General features: G+C 65.3%; 17 protein-coding genes. 10 read left to right on the top strand and 7 right to left on the bottom strand.

Going from position 1 to position 19,538, the window contains the following annotated elements; translation table 11 throughout:
• Positions 1-11: 11 nt before the first annotated feature.
• Together J3454_RS04735 and J3454_RS04730 are read right to left on the bottom strand one after the other, a co-directional pair.
• Positions 12-1,421, bottom strand: coding sequence for an FAD-binding oxidoreductase (locus J3454_RS04735; RefSeq protein ID WP_349512595.1), 1,410 nt, complete (start codon positions 1,419-1,421; stop codon positions 12-14).
• On the bottom strand, positions 1,421-2,797 hold the full coding sequence (locus J3454_RS04730; RefSeq protein WP_349512594.1) for a hypothetical protein: 1,377 nt from the start codon (positions 2,795-2,797) through the stop codon (positions 1,421-1,423). The genes J3454_RS04735 and J3454_RS04730 overlap by 1 nt, the downstream gene beginning before the upstream one ends.
• A 207-nt stretch (positions 2,798-3,004) precedes the next feature.
• Here J3454_RS04730 and J3454_RS04725 point away from each other — a divergent pair, with 207 nt between their 5' ends.
• The 5 genes from J3454_RS04725 to J3454_RS04705 all read left to right on the top strand — a co-directional run bounded on the left by J3454_RS04725 (position 3,005) and on the right by J3454_RS04705 (position 7,598).
• Entirely contained in the window at positions 3,005-3,685 is a 681-nt protein-coding gene (locus J3454_RS04725) for a 2-keto-4-pentenoate hydratase (RefSeq protein ID WP_349512593.1), read from the top strand.
• Between the two features lie 110 nt (positions 3,686-3,795).
• The gene (locus J3454_RS04720) at positions 3,796-4,842 is read left to right on the top strand and encodes a 2,5-dihydroxypyridine 5,6-dioxygenase NicX family protein (RefSeq protein ID WP_349512592.1); all 1,047 of its coding nucleotides are present in this window, start codon (positions 3,796-3,798) and stop codon (positions 4,840-4,842) included.
• 16 nt (positions 4,843-4,858) lie between these two features.
• Positions 4,859-5,629: an alpha/beta fold hydrolase gene (locus J3454_RS04715; RefSeq protein ID WP_349512591.1), complete on the top strand. Its 771-nt coding sequence runs from the start codon at positions 4,859-4,861 to the stop codon at positions 5,627-5,629.
• Entirely contained in the window at positions 5,626-6,594 is a 969-nt protein-coding gene (locus tag J3454_RS04710) for an NADP-dependent oxidoreductase (protein WP_349512590.1), read from the top strand. Before J3454_RS04715 ends, J3454_RS04710 begins: the two co-directional genes overlap by 4 nt.
• Entirely contained in the window at positions 6,591-7,598 is a 1,008-nt protein-coding gene (locus J3454_RS04705) for an NADP-dependent oxidoreductase (RefSeq protein ID WP_349512589.1), read from the top strand. The genes J3454_RS04710 and J3454_RS04705 overlap by 4 nt, the downstream gene beginning before the upstream one ends.
• 19 nt (positions 7,599-7,617) lie before the next feature.
• Here the strand turns inward: J3454_RS04705 and J3454_RS04700 are convergent, their stop codons facing one another.
• Entirely contained in the window at positions 7,618-8,406 is a 789-nt protein-coding gene (locus J3454_RS04700) for a fumarylacetoacetate hydrolase family protein (protein ID WP_349512588.1), read from the bottom strand.
• A gap of 86 nt (positions 8,407-8,492) precedes the next feature.
• Here J3454_RS04700 and J3454_RS04695 point away from each other — a divergent pair, with 86 nt between their 5' ends.
• Positions 8,493-9,392 carry a LysR family transcriptional regulator gene (locus J3454_RS04695; RefSeq protein WP_349512587.1) on the top strand — a complete coding sequence of 300 codons (900 nt, stop codon included), beginning with the start codon at positions 8,493-8,495 and terminating at the stop codon, positions 9,390-9,392.
• A 7-nt stretch (positions 9,393-9,399) separates the two neighbouring features.
• Here the strand turns inward: J3454_RS04695 and J3454_RS04690 are convergent, their stop codons facing one another.
• Entirely contained in the window at positions 9,400-10,602 is a 1,203-nt protein-coding gene (locus J3454_RS04690; RefSeq protein WP_349512586.1) for an acyl-CoA dehydrogenase family protein, read from the bottom strand.
• 86 nt (positions 10,603-10,688) lie between these two features.
• On the opposite strand from J3454_RS04690, the gene J3454_RS04685 reads away from it, so the two are divergent.
• Positions 10,689-12,377 (top strand): AMP-binding protein, encoded by a 1,689-nt coding sequence (locus J3454_RS04685; RefSeq protein WP_349512585.1) that lies wholly within the window; start codon positions 10,689-10,691, stop codon positions 12,375-12,377.
• Positions 12,374-12,865 carry a nuclear transport factor 2 family protein gene (locus J3454_RS04680; RefSeq protein WP_349512584.1) on the top strand — a complete coding sequence of 164 codons (492 nt, stop codon included), beginning with the start codon at positions 12,374-12,376 and terminating at the stop codon, positions 12,863-12,865. Before J3454_RS04685 ends, J3454_RS04680 begins: the two co-directional genes overlap by 4 nt.
• A gap of 7 nt (positions 12,866-12,872) precedes the next feature.
• On the opposite strand, the gene J3454_RS04675 is transcribed toward J3454_RS04680, so the two are convergent.
• The 3 genes from J3454_RS04675 to J3454_RS04665 all read right to left on the bottom strand — a co-directional run bounded on the left by J3454_RS04675 (position 12,873) and on the right by J3454_RS04665 (position 16,354).
• A complete protein-coding gene (locus J3454_RS04675) occupies positions 12,873-13,412 on the bottom strand; it encodes a cytochrome b (protein ID WP_349512583.1) in 540 nt (179 codons plus the stop codon).
• On the bottom strand, positions 13,412-15,688 hold the full coding sequence (locus J3454_RS04670; protein WP_349512582.1) for a TonB-dependent receptor: 2,277 nt from the start codon (positions 15,686-15,688) through the stop codon (positions 13,412-13,414). Before J3454_RS04670 ends, J3454_RS04675 begins: the two co-directional genes overlap by 1 nt.
• A gap of 249 nt (positions 15,689-15,937) precedes the next feature.
• Positions 15,938-16,354 carry a DUF2141 domain-containing protein gene (locus J3454_RS04665; protein WP_349512581.1) on the bottom strand — a complete coding sequence of 139 codons (417 nt, stop codon included), beginning with the start codon at positions 16,352-16,354 and terminating at the stop codon, positions 15,938-15,940.
• 394 nt (positions 16,355-16,748) lie between these two features.
• Between J3454_RS04665 and J3454_RS04660 the strand changes: the two genes are divergently transcribed.
• A complete protein-coding gene (locus J3454_RS04660; RefSeq protein ID WP_349512580.1) occupies positions 16,749-18,206 on the top strand; it encodes an efflux transporter outer membrane subunit in 1,458 nt (485 codons plus the stop codon).
• Positions 18,203-19,534 carry an efflux RND transporter periplasmic adaptor subunit gene (locus J3454_RS04655; protein ID WP_349512579.1) on the top strand — a complete coding sequence of 444 codons (1,332 nt, stop codon included), beginning with the start codon at positions 18,203-18,205 and terminating at the stop codon, positions 19,532-19,534. Before J3454_RS04660 ends, J3454_RS04655 begins: the two co-directional genes overlap by 4 nt.
• Positions 19,535-19,538: the final 4 nt, after the last annotated feature.

Below are 19,538 nucleotides of genomic sequence, written 5' to 3'. Positions count from 1 at the left end.
GCGCCGCGCGTTCAATTCGGACGGGGCACCGTTTTTCCCGGGTTGAGAATATCCAGCGGATCGAGCGCCGCCTTCAACTGCGCCATCACGCTCAGCGCGCCCGCGCCATGCTCGCTTTCCATTGTCGTCAGCTTGTGCAGGCCGATGCCGTGCTCGCCCGTCGCTGTCCCGCCGAGGCTGATTGCGATACGGGCGATTGTGTCCGAAAGTTCATGTGCCTGTGCCCGCTCCCGATCCGATGCGGGATCGAACAGCAGCAGCATATGGAAATTGCCGTCGCCGACATGACCAACAAGCGGCGCGATCAGCCCGGCGGCATCGGCTTCGGCCTTGGCGGCGGCGATCGCTTCGGCGAGGCGCGAGATCGGCACACAGGCATCGGTGGCGAATGCCTCGGCGCCAGGCCGCAGCGCCTTGGCCGCAAACCAGGCATTGTGCCGCGCTTTCCAAAGCCGGTTGCGATCTTCGGTCAGCGTCGCGAACACCAGCTTTCCGCCGCCGAAATCGTCCACCACGCCGCGCACGGTCTCAACCTGCTCCACGATGGTGGTGGGAGATCCGTGGAACTCCATGAACAAGGTCGGCAACGCCTCGTACTCGGTCAATTGGGAATAGGCGATGCAGGCGCCCATCTGCACCGCGTCGAGCAGTTCAATTCGGGCGAGCGGCAGACCCATCTGCATCATCAGCATCACCGCCTCGACCGCGTTCTCCAGTGCATCGAACTGCACCACTGCGCTGGCGATTTGTTCCGGGATGCCGAAGACGCGCAATGAAAGCTCGGTGATGATGCCGAGCGTCCCCTCCGAACCGACGAACAGCCGGGTGAGGTCATAGCCTGCCGCTGACTTGCGCGCACGGGTGCCGGTGCGGATGACCTCGCCGGTGGCGGTGACGACAGTGAGGCCCAAGGTGACATCGCGCATCGTGCCGTAACGCACGGCATTGGTCCCACTCGCCCGCGTCGCCGCCATCCCGCCCAGCGTCGCATTGGCGCCGGGATCGAGCGGGAAGAACAAGCCGTGCTCTCGCAATTCGTGGTTCAGCGCCTCGCGCGTCACTCCAGCCTCGACCCGCACATCAAGATCGCCGGCGTTGATGTCGATGACGCGGTTCATGGCCGTCAGATCAATCGACAGCCCGCCGCGCACTGCGGCCAACTGGCCTTCGAGACTGCTGCCTGCCCCATGCGCAATCACCGGCAGGCGGTGCTCGGCGCAGATTGCGACGGCGGCGGCGACATCCTCGGTGCTGGCCGCGAACAGGACGGCATCAGGAATTCCGCCGCCCAGCATCCCCTCGATCGCGCCATGCTGGCTGCGCAACGATTCGCCGGTCTGCAGCTTTTCGTCGAATCGCTCACGCAGCGAGGCTACGGCGGCATCAGGCGCCGACGCGGGAGAGAGCGAAGCGGTCGCCATCAGCCTGCCGCCGCCTGTTCCGCCTTCAGCTGACCGTAGCGGCGGGGATCAAGCTTTTGCAGCACGCCGTCGATCCCCGGCTTGTTGAAGCCCTTGTAGCCATCGTTACGCTCGATGTTTTCGAGGTGCGTGACGATCGCGCCTTCCATGCGGATGCGCTGCGCTTCGTCAGCGGGAAGGTGACCATCGGCCTCCAGCGCGTCAACCCGCGCCGGATCCACTGCCGCCCAGTCGCCATGCGTCAATTCCTGATAGAGATGAGGCATGTCCGAGAAGGGCGGCATCATGCGGATGCCGAGACCCGCCATCTGATCGCGCATCGCCTTGCTATCGTAGAAGCAGGCCACGTGGTTGAGGCCCTGTTCCAGAATGCTCTCCCCATGCAGCGCGCACAGGATGCCCGCCCGGCGGTGCTTGTCGAGCGGGGGGAGGGATTCATGCGCGAAGTCGAGTTCCACCTCGTGTGGGGCCAGATCGACATCGGCGAAGATGGTCGAGCCGATCACCGGCTGTTCAAGCACCTGGCTTCCCCAGCCCGCCATGTCGCCCGCGTACAGCATCTCGCGCAGTTCATAGCCCAGCTTTTCGAGAATCGCGATGGTGTGTTGATAATGCGCGCGGCTGCTGTCGTAGGTGTGGTGATCGATATTTGCCCAGCCGACGCCCACGGCATCCTGCCGCGCCTTCTGAACGCGGGCGGCGTGGCAGCGCGATTGCCAGTATTCGCGCTCCGCCAGCAGCCACAGCGCGCAGGCGCGGTGCGGGCTGCCGAGATCGGCAATCGCGCTGTCCACTAGCGCCTCGGTATGAGCGAGGCCCTGCTCCACCGTGTCGAACTGGCGGCGGCGGGCGCGAAAGCGTTGCAGGGTGATGCGGGCAGTGCGGCGCTCGGCGGGATCATCAGCTTGCGGCACAAGCGCAGGTGAGCCGCCCCGTTCCAGCACGCCGAAGCTCACCGCCTCGCCAGGCAGCGCCAGCGCACGGCGTAGCGGGGCGAGCGCTTCGCCCTCGATCGCCACAGAAAGGTTGTGCGCGGCCACGAACTGCTCGACCGATTCGACCCGCAGCCACACCGCCTCCGCATCACCCGCGACGAATGGCGGGAACATGCCGGCAGGGTTGCGCCATACGCCGGGTTCGCTCTGAGCCCACCCGGCCGCCTCGATGGCGGTGCGGGTTGCAAGCTGCGTGAAGACGACATGATCCACCAGATCGCGCAGGCGGATCGCCGCGCCTTCCATCAGGCGGGACGCCAGCGCAGCAGCATCGTCGTTGCGCGCGAGTCTACTCTCCAGCCATTCGCGCAAGGTGGTGTCGGCGTGGGGTTGCGGTGCCCAGTCGCGGTCACGATAGGCCAGATGGCGTGCTGCAGCCATGATCAAGAACTCCCTTATCTGCCCTCATGTCATACCGGGTAATCGGCACCCGCGGACATTCGGCTGGCGGCGGCGGCCATCCCTTTTTTGCATGACCCTTACGCAGGCAAGAGGCGGTATGTCTGCAGCATGGCAGTGCGATGCGATGAGAGTAGCTTTGTGGAATGGGCCGCAGGGCTCGTTCCTGCGCGTCTGACAGGGCGCAGCGTGGAAGATCCGCCCGGACCGGTTTCGTTGGGCGAGGGATACCGGCTGGCGCTGGTGGGGGAGGCCCTGCTCGGCACGCCGGCTGGCTGGAAAATCGGTGCGACGAACGAACGCGGCATGGCGTTTCTGGGGGTGAGCGAACCGATCATCGGTCGCCTCTACGCGGAGCGGATCTGGCACGACGGCGCGATTGCCGACCTGTCGGGCGAGCGTCCGGCCGAGGCCGAGCCCGAAATCGCCTTTCGCCTCGGTGAATCGCTCGCGGCTGGCGACGATCCGCGCGGCGCCATCGCCGAAGTGCGCGCCGCCGCCGAAATCGTGCGCCCGTCGCATTCCGATCCGTTCCGGCTGGGGGTAGGCTTCATCGTTGCGGACAATGCCGCAGGGCTGGGCGCGTTGATCGGCCCGGCGATTCCGGTCGAGCGCCTGTTTGAGCCGGAAAAGCTGGTCGTGTCGCTCACCGTCAATGGCGGAAAGACTTGTGAAGGACGGGCCGATGCCGTGCTGGGCAATCCGCTGGAAGCGCTCGCATGGTTGGCGCGGCGGGTGGGAGTCATTCCCGGCGGCAGTTGGGTGCTGAGCGGCGGCATGGCCCCTGCGATCCCGCTCGAACGCAGCGGCGGCGAGGGGCGGCTGTTGCTCGATGCCGGACCTTATGGCGCGGCAGGCTTGCGGTTCTGACTACAATCTTTTTGTTATGCCATCGGCCCGGCTTTGAAATGGCGTGAGGGCGGGTGCCCCATTATCGCTCGGCAGACAGGCGAAAATTCGTCGCTGGAGAGGGTTTCTGAATGCTGGTGGACCGGATCGAAGCGAAGTGGATCGACACCTTCGAAGCCGCATTTCGCCTGTGCGAGGTGAGTGCCGGCGATGAGGTTACGATCCTTTCCGAAAGCCAGAGCCGCGCGATCAACACCCATCTGGCCGAACTCGCGCTGCTCAGGATCGGAGCGCGGGCGTTTCACATCATCATGCCTACCCCGCCGCAATCGGCTCCGGTACCGGTGCGATCGACCGGGTCCTCGGTCGCGCTGCAGCAGGTGCAGCCGGTGCTGGCGGCCCTCAAGGCTTCGAAGCTGGTGGTCGATCTTACCGTCGAAGGTCTGATGCACTCGGACGAGACGCCCGCAATCCTCGGTGCGGGCAGCCGCATCCTGTATATTTCCAATGAACACCCCGAGGCGCTGGAGCGCATGGCACCCGATGCCGGCATCATCCCGCGGGTCCTCAAAGGCCGGTCGATGCTGCAGGGGGCCAAGGCGATGCATGTCACCAGCGCAGCAGGAACAGACCTTGCTATCGGCCTCGACGGGGCGCGGATCGGCGGCAATCTTGGGGCCACTGTCGCGCCTGGATCGCTCGCGACCTGGCCGGGCGGCATTTGCTCATGCTTTCCTGCACGCGGCACGGTGACAGGGGTGCTTGTGCTGGACGAAGGCGACATCAACATCACCTTCAAGCGGTATCTCGAAAAGCCGATCCGGCTGGTGATCGAAAAGGATTACGTTACCGCTGTGGAAGGCAAGGGCACCGATGCCGATCTGATGCGCGCCTATTTCGAGGCCTGGGACGATCCGGAAGCCTATGGCACCAGCCATGTCGGCTGGGGGATGAATCACGGTGCGCGATGGGAATCGCTGATGCTCTACGACAAGGGCGATATCAACGGCATCGAAAGCCGCGCGTTCGCCGGCAATTTCCTGTTTTCGACTGGCGCCAACCCGTTCGCCGACCGGCACACGCTGGGCCATTTCGACCTGCCGGTGCGCGGTTGTACCATCACGCTCGACGGTACACCGGTGGTGGTGGACGGCAAGCTCGTGCCCGAACTCGCCTGACGATTTGATGGAGAGAGTGGGCGATATTGCAGTCGATGTCAGGGGCGAGGGGCCGGCCCTGCTGTTTCTCCACGGCATCGGCGGCAATTCCCGCAACTGGGATGCGCAGCTCTCGCACTTTGCCGATCGCTATACCGCAGCAGCATGGGACGCGCGCGGCTATGGGAACAGCGCCGGGGCGGTGGAAGGTTTCGAACAATTCGCCGACGATGCCGCCGCCGTTATCGCGGCGCTGGGGGCACCGGCGCACGTTGTCGGCCTGTCGATGGGCGGGCGAATCGCGCTCGATCTGGTGCGCCGCTATCCTGATTGCGTCCGCAGCCTGACTCTCGCCAACACCAGCGCCGGCTCGCCCGAGACTGCCGCGCCCGAAAAGGTCGCGGCGTTCCTTGCTGTGCGCTTGAAGCCGCTGGTGGAGGACGGGCTGACCCCCGCCGATATTGCCGAAACCATTGTCACAGGGATCGCCGGCCCGCAAATCTCCCGGCAGGCACGCGAGGCGCTGCTCGACAGTCATCGCCGCCTGCGCACCGAAGGTTATGTCGCCGCAATGCGCGCCGTCACGGGGTTCAGCGACTTTCCCGATTTCGAAACCATCGCCGTGCCGACCCTGGTGCTGACTGCGAGCGAGGACCGGGTTGCGCCGCCCGCCCATGCCCATTTGATGGCGGAGCAAATCCCCGGCGCGCGGCTGGTCGAAATCGCGGGCGCCGGGCATATTGCCAATCTCGAAGCGCCCGCGGCGTTCAACGCCGCACTCGGCGATTTTCTGGAGGGGCTCGCATGAAGGCGCTGTGCCTGCTGCATTATCCGCATGGCACTCCGCAGCCGGGCGACTTTGCCTTGCGCGAACTGCCCGATCCGGTGCCCGGCACGGGCGAGGCGCTGGTTCAGGTCACTCACCTTTCGATGGACCCGCTGCCGCGTCTGCGGATGCAGGAGCACTCGCCGGTCGGCCCTGCGATGCGGATCGGCGCGCCGGTTGAGGGGCGCGGCGTTGGCCGGGTGCTCCAATCGAACGATCCGGGGCTTGCGCCGGGCGACATGGTGGTGGGTGAACTCGGCTGGCAAAGCCTCAGTGTGGTTCCGACCGCCCGCCTTGTGCGGGTAGAGGGCGGGCGACCGGAAGACCACCTCAATGCGCTCGGCGCGACCGGGCTGGCGGCGTGGTTCGTGGTGGATCGCCTTGCGCCGCGTGACGGCGAGAGCCTGCTGGTCGCTCCGGCGGCGGGCGCTGTCGGGTCTCTGGTATGCCAGATGGCGCAGGCGTGCGCGCCGGGGGTCAAGGTTTCAGGCACTGCGGTGGGCACGCGGCAGGCGGCGTTCCTCGAAACGCTCGGTGTCCGGCCGCTCAGGCCGGAAGCCGATTGGCCGGGGACGGTTGGGATCGACCTGTTCGTGGACGGGGTGGGCGGGGCGCTCCACGAGCGGATGTTCGCCCACCTCAACCCGCGCGCCCGTGTGCTGCTGCTTGGCTTCGTTTCGGCCTATGGCGATGACGCACCCCCGCAATACGGGAACGCCGCTGCGATCCTGATGAAGCGCGCTCGCGTGGAGGGATTCCTGCTCTCCGATCACATGGACCGCGCCGAAGAAGCCCGCACCGGGATTGCACGCTGGCTTGCCGATGGCACTCTGCGCCCGGCCGAAACCGTTCACCGCGGCCTCGCCAGCGCCGCTACCGCCTTCGCCGGACTGTTCGCGGACAGTCCGCCGGGCAAGCAGATTGTCGAACTGGAGGATGCCGGATGAGCGATGCCGACTGGATGAACCAAGGCCCCGAATTGCCGCAGACGATGCGTGCTGCGCTGCTGACGGGCTATGGCGGCCCGGAAATGCTCAAGATCGCCGATGTGCCGCTGCCCGTTCATGCGCCGCACAACGAGGTGCTTGTCGCGGTCAGGGCGGCGGGGCTCAACCCGTTCGAAACCAAGGTGCGACGCGGTTGGCTCGCCGAAATGTTCCCGCTGCAACTGCCGCATGTGCTGGGCACCGATGTGGCGGGCGTGGTAGTGCGCAAGGGCTTCGACGTGTCCGAGCTTGAGGTGGGCGACATGGTCTACGGCCTGCTCGATCCAATGCGGCAGGGCACCTACGCGGGATATGTCGCGGCGCCGAGTTATCTGGTGCGGCGGATGCCGGCCAACCTCGATTTCGCCCATGCCGCCGCGGTGCCGATGGCGGCCTGCACTGCATGGCACGGACTGGTCGCGATGGCGCAGATCGGTCCCGGCAGCCGGGTGCTGGTGCAGGCAGCATCGGGCGGGGTCGGGGCGTTCGCGGTGCAGATCGCCAAGGCGCACGGCGCATGGGTGGCGGCAACCTGTTCGGCGGCCAATCGCAGCTTTGTCGAGGGGTTGGGTGCGGATCTGGTGATCGATTATGCCACGCAGCCGCTGTCAGAGGCGGTCTCCGATCTTGACGTCGTGCTGAACTGCATCGGCGGCGACACAGCCACCGAAAGTTACAAGGTGCTGAAACGCGGCGGGCAGCTGCTGATCGTGCTGCGCGGGGACATGGTGGAGATCAAGGCACGCCACCAGATGATGGCAGAATATGGCGTCAGCACCCGTGAAGTTGCATTTTCCGCTCAGCCGGAAATCCTCGACAAGCTGCGCCCGCTGATCGAGGCGGGGCGGATCAAGGTGGAACTGGAAGCGCAGATTGCGCTGGAGAATGTGGCGGAGGCGCACCGTCTGCTCGATGCCGGGGGGCGGCGCGGCAAGCTGGTGCTGAACATGGATGCAGGTGCATAAGGGCGGGGATCCAGCGGGCTCAGGCTGGGGCGGTCACCTGCTGACGGAGCCGCCCCAGTCCGGTGATTTCCGTGTCGACGATATCGCCCGGCGCGAGCCAGCGTTGCGGAATCATTCCGACCCCGGAACCAGCGGGCGATCCGGTTGCGATAATATCTCCGGGGCCGAGCGGCAGATGGCGGGCAACGTGATGCACGAGTTGGGCCGGCCCCACGTGCATATCGGCCGTGCCGGCATCCTGGCGCAGCTCGCCATTGACCCGGCATCGGATGGAAAGATTGCCCGCGTCCTCCAGCGTCACGTCATCCACGGTGGTCAGCCAGGGGCCGATCGGCGCCATTCCCCGTCCACCCTTGGCGATGGCAAGCATTTCGGGCCGGGCAAGATCGCGCAAAGTGTAATCCTGCACGATCACCCACCCGGCGATCGCGGCGGCAGCCTCGCTGCGGGAACAGTCGAACACTGCACGTCCGATGACAATCCCCAGCTCAGCTTCATAATCGAGCTGCGCCGAGGCGGGTTGCAGCGGCAGCGCGCCGAACGGAGCGGCGAGGCTGCGCGGATGTTTCAGGAACAGCGGCGGCGTGTCGGGCAGCGGCTTGCCTTGTTCGGCGGCGTGCGCGCGGTAATTCAGCCCCACGCCGACAATGCAGCGCGGCACGACGGGCGCGAGCAGCAACGTTGTGTCGATAGGTCGCGGCGGGCTCTTGGCACGCGGCGGACGGGCGAGGGTTTCAGGCGTCAGCCAGTCGCTATCGCCTCTCAGCCCGAGCGTCTGCCAGGTTCCCGCCTCAGGGTTTACCGCCACCAGTTCAGGCCCTTGCGGCCCTCGCACCCTTGCTATGCGCATGCAGCAAACCTAACCTTGTCGTGCCATATACCCCGGAGCCGCTGATGCTGGAATCCCGCCGCCTGCGCCATTTTCTTGCGGTCTATGAACTCGGTTCGATCGGCCGCGCCTGCGAAAAGCTGCTGCTGACCCAGCCCGCGCTGTCCAAGAGCATCCGCCAGCTTGAGGATGAGCTTGGCGTGCGCCTGTTCGATCGTACTCCGATGGGCGTGGTGCCGACGGTGTTCGGCAATGCGCTGGCGTTGCACGCAAAATCGATCGAAGCGCAGTTCCGCAATGCCGAGGCGCAGATTTCCAGCCTCAAGGGCAAGGCACAGGGGCACGTTACGGTGGGCATTGGGCCGTCGGTCGCGCGCAATATCATGCCCGCTGTCACCCGCACGTTGCACGCGATCCAGCCGGACATCGCGCTGACCGTTCTGGAGGGGCTGGTCGACGATCTGCTGCCGCGCCTGCGCCGGGGCGAACTGGACGTGATGATCGGTTCGTGGCCACCGATCACCGACCCGATGTTCACGACCGAAACCGTGCTGGCTGACCGGCTGGAGGTCATCGGCCGCAGCGGGCATCCGCTGGCGGGGCGTGCGGTGCTGCGCAATGAACTGCTGAATTATCCCTGGGCACTTCCGCCCGCCTCTCAGAAATGGCGTCAGTCGCTCGACGAACTGTTTCTCGAACGCGGGCTTGAACCGCCCAAGCCCAAGGTCGTATCCAATTCTGCCGGTTATCTCGAGGCGCTGATCCGCTCGTCCGATTTCCTGTCGTTCCTGCCACGGCAATTGCTCGATCTTGAAGGTGACGACGGGCTGACGACGCTGGAGGTCGAGATGGAGCGGCTCGACCCCGAAATTTCGATGAGCTTCCGCGAACGCGCGCTGCTCGATGCCTCGATCTGCGAGGTGGTGCAGGTGTTGCGCAGCATCGGCGCGGATTTCGCCGACTGATCGCTGGCTAGCCGTCACCGGTCAGCGCCTGCGCGATGCCGAGATGCAGCACATCGCGGGTGAAATCGCACGACCAGCCGATCCACGCGTCCTTCAGGTAATGACCGGCGTCATATTCGGTAGTGACACCATATCCGCCCAAGACCTGCACCGCGAGTTCGGCATTGCGGATTGCCATGTCGACTGCTGTCGCCTTTGCCATCGGGGCGAGTAGCATCGCGGCGCGCATCGGATCAGTCTCGCAGGCGGCCGCCGCCTGCCACACGTGGAGTCGCGCCGTTTCGACATTGATCGCCATTTCGGCAAGTTTCAGCGCCACCGTCTGGTGCTGCATGATCGGCCGTCCGGTCGATCGGCGCTCCGCGGCGTATTCCTTGGCATGTTCAAACGCCGCACGGGCGAGGCCTACGAAGCACGCAGCCAGGCCAATCGGCATTTCTGGCACAGAGGCAAAGGTCATCGCTGCCCCGCCGCGCTGGCCGATCAGGGCGTCGGCAGGCAGGTGCACGTCGTCCAGTACCAGCTCTGCATGTGTGGTCAGCGGCCAGCCGATCAGTTTCGTCTTCTTGCCGACGGTCAGCCCCGGCGTGTCGGCAGGGATAAGGAAGATCGAGAGCCCGGTGAACACCGGTTGCGCAGGATCGCTGCGGGCGATGATGAAATAGGCATCGGCTGCACCGGCATTGGTGATGAAGGCCGACTTGCGGCCCGACAGTACCCAACCATCGGCCGTTTCGCGCGCTGAGAGTTTCGGCCCGAAGGCGGGGTCCGGCCCGGCCATCATCAGTTCCGATCCTGCCACATCGGGTTCGGACTGCGCGCCCGCCAGCACCATCGCCGGAGCTTCGGCAAAACGCTTGAGAAACGCCTCTCCCGAGGGGCTTCCGGCGCGCATCGCCATCAGCGGCATACAGGCGGTGAGCGCGAAGTAATCGGACGCGAGGCCGATATCGGCCGCGCCCAGTTCCTCCAGCAGCAGGGCCGCATCCATGCAGGTGCCGCCCATGCCGCCCAGATCCTGCGGCACGAACAGGCGGGTGAAGCCGAGCTGCGCTCCGGCTTCAAACACCGGCTTCACCAGCGGCCAGGGATCCTGCGGCGGGCCGTCCTGCCGCGCACGCTGCGCCAGCGGGCGGATGTGCCTTTGCGCAAAGCCGCGTGCGGTGTCCACCAGCTGCTGTTGTTCCGCGGTCGGGGTAAAGCCGATCATTCTGCATCCTCCAGATCGGCGCGATGGTGGTGGCTTGGAGGGGCGCGGCCAAGCGCACTTCCGCGGCGGCTCCCATAAGAATTGGTTTGGCCATAAGAATTGGTTGGGAGGCTTTGCCGCCTTTCTATTCCTGCGCCTGCGCGCGCGCGATTAGCCTGCACGGTGTGGAACAGGTTCATGACCCCTTCGTCGCCGACCGTTTGCCCGATCCTGGCATGTGGCCGCAATTCCGTTTCGACCTGCCCGATCTGGCCTATCCCGACAGGCTGAACGCGGCCGTTGAACTGCTCGACAGCGCAGTCGCCGAGGGCGAGGGTGCGCGTCTGGCGGTGGTCAATGATGCGGGCCGCTGGACCTATGGCGAAATGAAGTCGCTGTCCGATCGGATTGCGCGGGTGCTGGTGGAGGAAGGCGGGCTGGTGCCCGGCAACCGGGTGCTGCTGCGCGGGCCGAACACCTGCATGCTGATCGCCTGCTGGTTCGCGGTGCTGAAGGCTGGCGGGATCGCGGTGACGACCATGCCGATGCTGCGCGCTGGCGAACTGGCGCCAATTCTGGCCAAGGCGCAGGTGAGCCACGCACTGGTGGACAGCCGAACCCTGCAGGACTGGCGGCAGGCGGCTGGGCGCGCCGATGATCTGCGTTGGACTGCAACCTTTGATGGCGATGCCGGTACAGGCGCGCTGGAAACGCTGGCTGCCGTCAAGCCTGACCGCTTCACGCCGTATATCGGGCGCAGCACCGATCCGGCGCTGATCGCCTTCACCTCCGGCACCACCGGTACGCCCAAGGGCTGCGTCCATGACACCCGCGCGTTGCTGGCCCCGGCCGATACCTTTGCGCGGCATATCCTGAAGCCTGTGCCGGGGATGCGCTGGTGCGGATCGCCGCCAATTGCCTTTACCTTCGGCCTTGGCGCGCTGGTGCTGTTTCCGTTCATGTTTCGGGGTACTTCGGTGACACTGGAAAGCGGCAGTCCGGCGAACCTCCTCGACGCCATTGGCCAGCACAAGGTCGATATGCTGTTCACCGCGCCGACCGCCTACAAGGCGATGCTGGGGATGCTGGAGGGCGCGGATATCGCCAGTCTCAAGACCTGCGTTTCGGCGGGCGAGCACTTGCCCCCCGCGGTGTTCGACGCTTGGGAAGCTGCGACCGGGCACCGGCTGGTCAACGGCATCGGGGCGACCGAGATGATGCACATCTTCATCTCCGCCGCCGGCGCTGACATCCTACCCGGCAGCACTGGCAAGGTGGTGCCGGGATACGAGGCCTGTGTGCTCGATAAAAGCGGTGACCCGCTCGGTGAGGGCGAGGGACGGCTTGCAGTGCGCGGGCCGACAGGGTGCCGTTACCTCGACGACCCGCGCCAGGCCACGTATGTGCAGGGCGGTTGGAACGTTACCGGCGATACCTACCGGATCGATGCGAAAGGCTATTTCCACTACGTCGCGCGGTCAGACGACATGATCGTCTCGTCCGGCTACAACATCGCCGCGCCCGAGGTGGAGAACGCGCTGCTGTCGCATTGTGCAGTGGCCGAATGTGCAGTGGTCGGCGTGCCCGACACAAATCGCGGCATGATCGTGAAAGCCTTTGTCGTTTGCGCCGCCGGCGAGGGCGACGCTGCGCTCGCAAAGGCGCTGCAGGATCACGTCAAGGCGAGCATCGCCCCTTACAAATACCCCCGCGCGGTCGAATTCGTGCCGGCGCTTCCCAAAACGCTGACCGGCAAGGTGCAGCGCTATCGTTTGCGAGAGGAACAACTCACATGACTCAGGATGCCGAAGGCGTACGGCAGGCGATCTACCGCTATGCACGCGGGGTCGACCGGCTGGATGCCGCGCTGATCCGCGATGCCTTCTGGCCCGATGCCACAGTGACGCTGGGGACGATCTACAGCGGCGGGCCTGACGGTTTTGTCGAGGTGGCGATGGGTTTCATGGGATCGTTCGCCGCGACCCGCCACGATGTCGGCAACATCGTGATGGCCCCGGATGGCGACAGTGTCGGCTACGAAGCCTATGTGCGCACTTGGCACTGGCAGGCGGAGCATGGACGCGAACTGGAGGTGCTGGGCCGGTATATCGGCCGGGCCGAGCGGCGCGGCGGTGAATGGCGGCTGGCCGAACATGGCGAACTGATGGACTGGGGGGCCGAACGCCCGGTCGATGCTAGCTGGTTTGCGGCCAACGGCGAGCTCGAAAAAGGTCTGCGCAACCGCGAAGACGGATCCTATCGCTGGTTGACCGGGCCGGGTTGAGGTCGGCTCAGTCGGCCTTGCGCTTGCCGAACCACATCCGCCCGGCCACGCCGTCGCGTTTCAGCATGTGATACAGCGCCCCTGCAAAGTGCAGCAGGATCAGCCCGATCAGCACGCCCGAAAACAGCTCGTGTCCGGCGTGCGGCGCGATGGCCGACCAGTCTTCAGGCAGAGTCACCGGCTTGCCTTCGAGCAACGGGAACAGCCCGGCAAGCTGCGCCATTCCCAGTCCGGTCACCGTCATTGCCAGCGCCGCCAGGTAAAGTGCGGCGTGGTTTGCTGCAGTCAGCCACTTGAGGGGACCGGATTCGTGGGCGGGGCCGGGCTTTGCGGTGGCGAACCGCGTGACCAGCCGGAACACCAGCAGGCCGAGGATGGCAAGCCCGCCCAGCATATGCAGGCGCAGCACGTCGAGCTTTTCCGGATCGCTATCGGCGAGATTGTCGAGCAGCAGCTTGCCCGCTGCAAGATTGCCGATAATCAGCACGGCGATGACCCAGTGCAACCCTACCAGCAGCGGATGAAAGCGTGTCACGCGAGTGGTCATCAGAACCTCATGTTGAACTCGACACCCCATTCCGCCGGTCTTCCGATCCCGCCGAAAGCGATGCCGTTGCCGCTGGTGGAATCCTGTGCGTTGGTAAGGTATTCGGCGTCAGTGACGTTGGTGCCGAACAGGGCGATATCGAAGCGGTCGTCCGGCAATTGCCAGGTCGTGCGCAGGTTGAGCAAGCCGAACCCGGGCTGGCGCTCGAGCGGATCGTTTTCGAGCTGGTAGGACACCTCTGAGCGATACGTCCAGTCGCTTCGGACGCGCAATTCGCCCATATCGTTCAGCGGCATACGGTATTCGCCCGAGATCGTGTAGGTCCATTCCGGCGTCAGCGGCAGCGGCGTGTCGAGCGTGATGCCAGCGACCTGCGGCGACAAGGTGCGGTACTGCCCGTCGAGATGCCCCAACGTCCCGCGCAGCGCAAAGCGTTCGGAGATGTTCGCGTCCACTTCGAGCTCGAACCCGCGAATCCGGCTGTCGCCGGCGTTGCGGGTCTCGAACAGGCCGGAAACGGCGGTGAACACCAGCAATTGCTGGTTGCGATAATCGGATTGGAACACCGCCGCATTGACCCGCAGCAGCCGGTCGAAAAAGTCGGCCTTCAGCCCGACTTCGTAGGTGCGGGCTTCCTCCGGATCATAGGAGATGATCTGCTGGCTCGACGGGCGGCCATTGAATCCCCCCGATTTGAACCCTTCGGCAAAGCTGGCATAGACACGGACCCGGTCGGCCACCTGCAGGTTGACCCCGATCCGCGGCGTAACGGCGGTGAACGTTTCGGACACCTCGGTGAACGGCAGCGCCAGGCGGGTTTGGCCCGGCGGCGGCATCACGAAGGGCGGCAGCACGGTTGGCACGCCGTCGAGATTGTCGAGCACCGAATCGTTCGCCTGATCCTTGGTCTCGCTGGTCCAGCGCAACCCGCCGAAGACGTTGATCCAGTCGTTCACGTCCCAACTGACCTCGCCGAAGGCCGCGATCGATTCCACGTCGAGCCAGATATTGTTGCGCGAACGCAGGCACCGGGCGACCAGCCGCGGCTGATTGCTGCCGGTGCACAAGGTGATGTTGTTGAACGCATCTTCGGAGAAATAATATCCGCCGACGAGAAAGTTGACGTTGCCGATTTGCCCGGACAATTGCAGTTCCTGGCTGAACTGTTCCTGCCGCAGGATGCTGGCATTGTCGTAGAGGACAAAACCGGTGGCATCGAAATCGACGAAGCTGTCCTCATCGAAGCTGCGCCAACCGGTAATCGATTTGAGCGTAAGGTCGCCCAGATCGGCGGTGACGGTCAGGCTGACCCCGCCGGTGTCGATATCGAGCTGGTTCGGCACCGACGCGAAGTTCTGGCTGCGGTCGGTCGACCGATCCTCGCTCACGCCCATCGGGAAGGGCACGCCGGTGGGCGAGATGCCGGGACGGAAGAACGGCCCGCCTGCCTGCGGCGGGCGAGGGATGGTCAGCCCGGCCAGCGGATTGAAGCCGAGCAGAACCTGATGCGAAGGCGAATTGCGTGCCTGTAGATAATCGCCCTGCAGCATGAATGTGAGCGTGTCGGTCGGCTCGAACAGCATTTTCAGGCGTCCGCCGATTTCGGATATGTCGCCGAAGGTGTCGCCGGTGTAGACATTCCGGCCCCAGCCATCCTGGTTACGGGTGAAGGCCGTTGCCCGCACCGCCGCGTTTTCAGCCAGCGGCACGTTGAACGCCGCCGACAAGTCATATCGGTCGCGCGAACCGGTGATGCCGCGCACCCGCACCGACGTGTCATAAAAGTCGGGGTTCTTGGTGACGAGGCTGATCGCCCCCCCGATGGTATTGCGCCCGAACAGTGTCCCCTGCGGTCCGCGCAGCACCTCGAGCCGCTCCAGATCGAGCAGATCGACCGAGGAGGCCTGAAGACGGGCGATATAGACATCGTCGACATAGACGCCGACACCCGGATCGAGCGCGATCGAATTGTCGAGCTGGCCGACCCCGCGGATGAAAAACCCCCCGAAGCTGCCGCCGGTCGGCCCGGTGGTGACCGCCACGTTTGGCGCGAAGCCGACCGCGTCGTTGACATTGCGGGCAGAGCGCGCCTCCAGCGTCTCTCCCGAAATCGCCGTGACGGAAATCGGCACGTCCTGAATGTTCTGCGCGCGGCGCTGGGCGGTGACGATGATTTCCTGGGAATCGTCCGCAGGAGGCTCCTGCGCGTCACTGGCATACGCAGGCGACAAAATCGAACCCGCCAGCAAGCTGGCCACCACATATCTTACAGCCACACTCGTCTCCCTCGGTGCTATCCCCGACGCCCGCATGTCGGCGTTGTTGCGGCCTGCGCCGTCCCCTCAACGCGAGATCCGGTCGTGCTCTTTCCCGGCGGACCGCCGCGAGGTCCGTGGCTAATCAATGTCATGGGACTGCAATCTTGCCGTTACGAAATCGCGGGCAGATGCCATAAGCTATGGTTGTGACCATAGCTTGGGCGGTGCGATCTGCCGGCAGGGCAGGTGCCATCGCCTGTGAAGCTGCTAGAGGCTCTGAAACCGGATCCTGATCTTCGTCTGGCCGGCGACCTTGAACCGGGCCGGTTTGAAGCGCGGCGGGCCGTTCAGCTTGGGGTTGTTCGACATCCCCACGGACTCGAGCGGCAGGCCGATGAAATTGCTGTCGAGCCTGCCGTTGTTGTTGGCGTCGTGGAACGCCGAGACCGCGTAAGTGCCGGTCGCGACATTATCGAACCTGGCAGAAGAGGCATTGGCGGGCACCACGATCCGCTGCAGCGGCTTGCCGCTCTCGCAATCGGGAAAGCGGTCTCCGTTGGCCCACAGGCACAGCACGATCGTGCCGGTGTCCTTCTTGACGCCCTGAAGTGCGATGGTGATGTCGTCGGCGTGGGCGGGGCTGGCAAACCCACACAGCATCATGGCAGCCAAAAGGTAGCGCATCGTCAATATCCTTCATCACATGAGCATTGCATCGCAATCGAACCCAAATCCTAAGCAAGGTCTTGTCCTTGCTGCCATAAAAACGCTCACTGCCGTGCTGAGTAGTTTTCATGGAGTCCTGTCGCCAAATAGGGTGCAGGCGTCTGATGGAGCATTGAGAAGCTCTGTCGACCAGACATCCTGCCACCGGCGCATCTCCTTGATCGACGAGGGATACAGGTCACCCGACGAACCTGCGTTGCCCAAAGCCGGACAGGCTGTTAGCAACGTGATGATTTTATTTGAACTTCGCTGCGGGGGTGTTTTCGTTGCGGGATCAATTGGCTAACGGAGTGCGGCGACAAGGCGTTCAGGGCGCGCGTGTCTTGTTCCGACAACAACAACAGGACTGCTCATGATGGCGACTGTCGATCGCAGCCGAACCGGATGGCGGGGCACAGGGCTCGGGGCGGCCTGCACCGCGCTTGCACTGGCCGGCTGCGCTGTTCCGCGCGCCGATCCGCCGTCGCTGGAGATCGCGCAGCCGGTTCCGGAAGAATGGGCTCTTGCGCAGCTTGGCGGGACAGCGATCCCGCTCGGTTCCTACTGGCTGATGCTGGACGATCCTCTGGTCGCGGAATTCGTCGCACGGGCGCAGGACGAAAATCTCGACATCGTGCAGGCGGTAACGCGGTTGCGGGCGGCGCGTGCGGGTCTGCGTCAGGCGCGCGCCGCCCGCGTGCCGACAATTACCGCCAGCAGCGGGGCGGGCCGGGATGTCGGCGATTTTGCCCGAGACGAAGTGCTGTACTCGCTCGGCGGCGACGTTTCGTGGGAAGTCGACCTGTTCGGCCGGATCGACGCCTCGGTCGATGCGGCGCGCGGCGATTTGCAGGCGGCAGGCTATTCGCTCGGCGATGTGGAGCGGGTGATCGTCGCGCAGGTGGCGAGCCAAGTGGTAACAGCGCGCTCAATCGCGGTGCAATTGGCGATTGCGCGCGACACGCTCGCCAATCAGGACGACAACCTGCAGATCGCCCGCTGGCGCAATCAGGCAGGGCTCGTCGCGACGCTGGATGTCGAACAGGCGCGTACCCAGCGGGCGCAGACCGCGGCGGCGATCCCGCAGCTCGAAAGCAATCTGGCCGCTGTGGCCAACGCGATCTCCACCTTGATCGGCGAGCCCCCCGGGCGGGTCTATCGCCTGCTGGCCGATGCGCCGCGCGGCGTGCCGGTGCCCCCGACCGATGTCGAACTCACCGCGCCGGCCGATATGCTGCGCCGCCGGCCCGATGTCAGCGCGGCTGAAGCGCGTCTGGCTTCCGATCTCGACCGGGTGGGCGTTGCGCGAGCGCAGCTATATCCGCTGGTGCGGCTGACCGGCAGCGTCGGCACCAATGCGACCAACATCGAAAACCTGTTCAACATCGTGACCGGCAATGTGTTTGCAGGCTTGAGCCAGCTGATCTTCGACGGCGGGCGCGTGCGCGGACAGATCGAAGGTGCCCAGGCGATCGCCGACGGTTCGCTTGCGGCATGGCGGCAGAGCATATTGTTTGCACTGGAGGACGTCGAAACATCGGCCGTCGATCTTGAAACCAGCGCCGTGCGGGTCATTGCGCTGGCCGAGGCAAGCGACGGCGCGCGCAATGCGGCGCTGCTTGCGCGTAGCCAGTATCAGGCCGGACTGATCGATTTCCAGACTCTGCTGGTGGTCGAAAGCCAGCTGCTCAGCACCCGCACCGCGCAGGTCAACGCCGAAGCCTCGCGCGCGCTCGCCTTTATCAGTCTGGCGCGGGCGCTGGGCGGCGGATGGTCGGTGCCGGACGGCGCCGGCCTTGAAGAACTCGCGGCGAAGGGGCCCAACCCATGAACGACACAGGCCAAATGAACGAAACGGGCGATTCGGCCGAACAGCCGAGCGTGGACGAGTTTCTGGGCACCAAGCCGCAGCCGCGCTGGCGGCGCTGGATGAAGTACTGGCTGCCCGGCCTTATCATCCTCGTGTTGATCCTCGCCGTCGTGCAATGCTCCGGCGACCCGCCCCCGCCCGACTATGTCACGGCGGAGGTCACGCAGGAATCGCTCGATCTGTCCGTCACCGCGACTGGCAACCTGCGTCCGACAAATCAGGTCGAGGTCGGCGCGGAAGTCACCGGGCCGGTCGACTCCGTTCTGGTCGACGTCAACGACCGCGTGACCAGGGGGCAGGTGATCGCGGTGATCAACACCGAGATCATCGACCAGCAGATCGCCCAGTCACGCGCCAATCTCAACGCGGCGCGCGCCGCACTGGCGCAGGCGCAGGCGACCTTGAACATCGACGAGGTTCAGCTCGCTCGGCTTGAGGAAGTGCGCCGCCTGTCCGATGGACGCGTCCCCTCGCTGATAGAAGTCGAACAGGCCGAAGCCGCGGTCGAGCGCGACCGTGCGGCAGTCGCATCCGCGCGCGCCAATATCGAAGCCGCCGATGCTTTACTCAGAGGCAACCTGACCACCCGAAGCCGCGCCGTGATCCGCGCCCCGGTTAACGGGGTCGTGCTCGCGCGGCGGATCGAGCCCGGACAGACCGTGGTCGCGACCTTCAACACCGTGACGCTGTTCGTAATCGCCGAGGATTTGTCCAATATGGAGCTGCGCGTCTCGATCGACGAAGCCGATGTCGGTCAGGTCAAGGCGGGCCAGAAGGCGACCTTCACCGTCGATGCCTATCCGGGGCGCCGCTTTCCCGCCGTGCTCGAACGGGTCGATCTCGCCTCCAGCAACACCACGCAGGCCGCGGCCAGCGGCGCCGCGCCGAGTGCAGCGGGCGGATCCGTCGTCAGCTACGAAGCATTGCTCGCCGTGCGCAACCCCGACGGCGTGCTGCGTCCCGGCATGACGGCCACGGCAACGATCGCGACGGAGAATACCGGCACGGCGCTGCTGGTGCCGAACGCGGCGCTGCGCTTCCGCCCGGAAGAGGAGGAGGCCGCGGGCGGCGGTGTCTTCAACCCGCAAATCGGGCTCGAGGATCAGGGCCAGCAGGCCAGCATCGGCGTCGGCAGTCGCCAGCAGGTGCAGGTCTTGCAGGCGGACGGCACCTTGCGTGCAGTTTCGGTCGTGACAGGCCGCAGCGACGGTCGGCGCACCGTGGTGCGTTCCTCCGATCTGGAGCCGGGCATGGAGGTCGTCACCGGTATCAAGGCCGCCGGAACGTGAGCGA

The organism is Erythrobacter sp. NFXS35 (assembly GCF_040148725.1).
GTDB lineage: Bacteria > Pseudomonadota > Alphaproteobacteria > Sphingomonadales > Sphingomonadaceae > Erythrobacter.
The sequence above is the reverse complement of the archived record's forward strand: the minus strand, read 5'-3'. Positions and strand labels throughout refer to the sequence as shown.

Excerpts from the sequence above, each read along its gene's own strand:
- J3454_RS04735 (WP_349512595.1), bottom strand. The coding sequence starts at position 1,421 with ATGGCGACCGCTTCGCTCTCTCCCGCGTCGGCGCCTGATGCCGCCGTA.
- J3454_RS04730 (WP_349512594.1), bottom strand. The coding sequence starts at position 2,797 with ATGGCTGCAGCACGCCATCTGGCCTATCGTGACCGCGACTGGGCACCG.
- J3454_RS04720 (WP_349512592.1), top strand. The coding sequence starts at position 3,796 with ATGCTGGTGGACCGGATCGAAGCGAAGTGGATCGACACCTTCGAAGCC.
- J3454_RS04710 (WP_349512590.1), top strand. The coding sequence starts at position 5,626 with ATGAAGGCGCTGTGCCTGCTGCATTATCCGCATGGCACTCCGCAGCCG.
- J3454_RS04705 (WP_349512589.1), top strand. The coding sequence starts at position 6,591 with ATGAGCGATGCCGACTGGATGAACCAAGGCCCCGAATTGCCGCAGACG.
- J3454_RS04695 (WP_349512587.1), top strand. The coding sequence starts at position 8,493 with ATGCTGGAATCCCGCCGCCTGCGCCATTTTCTTGCGGTCTATGAACTC.
- J3454_RS04690 (WP_349512586.1), bottom strand. The coding sequence starts at position 10,602 with ATGATCGGCTTTACCCCGACCGCGGAACAACAGCAGCTGGTGGACACC.
- J3454_RS04680 (WP_349512584.1), top strand. The coding sequence starts at position 12,374 with ATGACTCAGGATGCCGAAGGCGTACGGCAGGCGATCTACCGCTATGCA.
- J3454_RS04675 (WP_349512583.1), bottom strand. The coding sequence starts at position 13,412 with ATGACCACTCGCGTGACACGCTTTCATCCGCTGCTGGTAGGGTTGCAC.
- J3454_RS04665 (WP_349512581.1), bottom strand. The coding sequence starts at position 16,354 with ATGCGCTACCTTTTGGCTGCCATGATGCTGTGTGGGTTTGCCAGCCCC.
- J3454_RS04660 (WP_349512580.1), top strand. The coding sequence starts at position 16,749 with ATGATGGCGACTGTCGATCGCAGCCGAACCGGATGGCGGGGCACAGGG.
- J3454_RS04655 (WP_349512579.1), top strand. The coding sequence starts at position 18,203 with ATGAACGACACAGGCCAAATGAACGAAACGGGCGATTCGGCCGAACAG.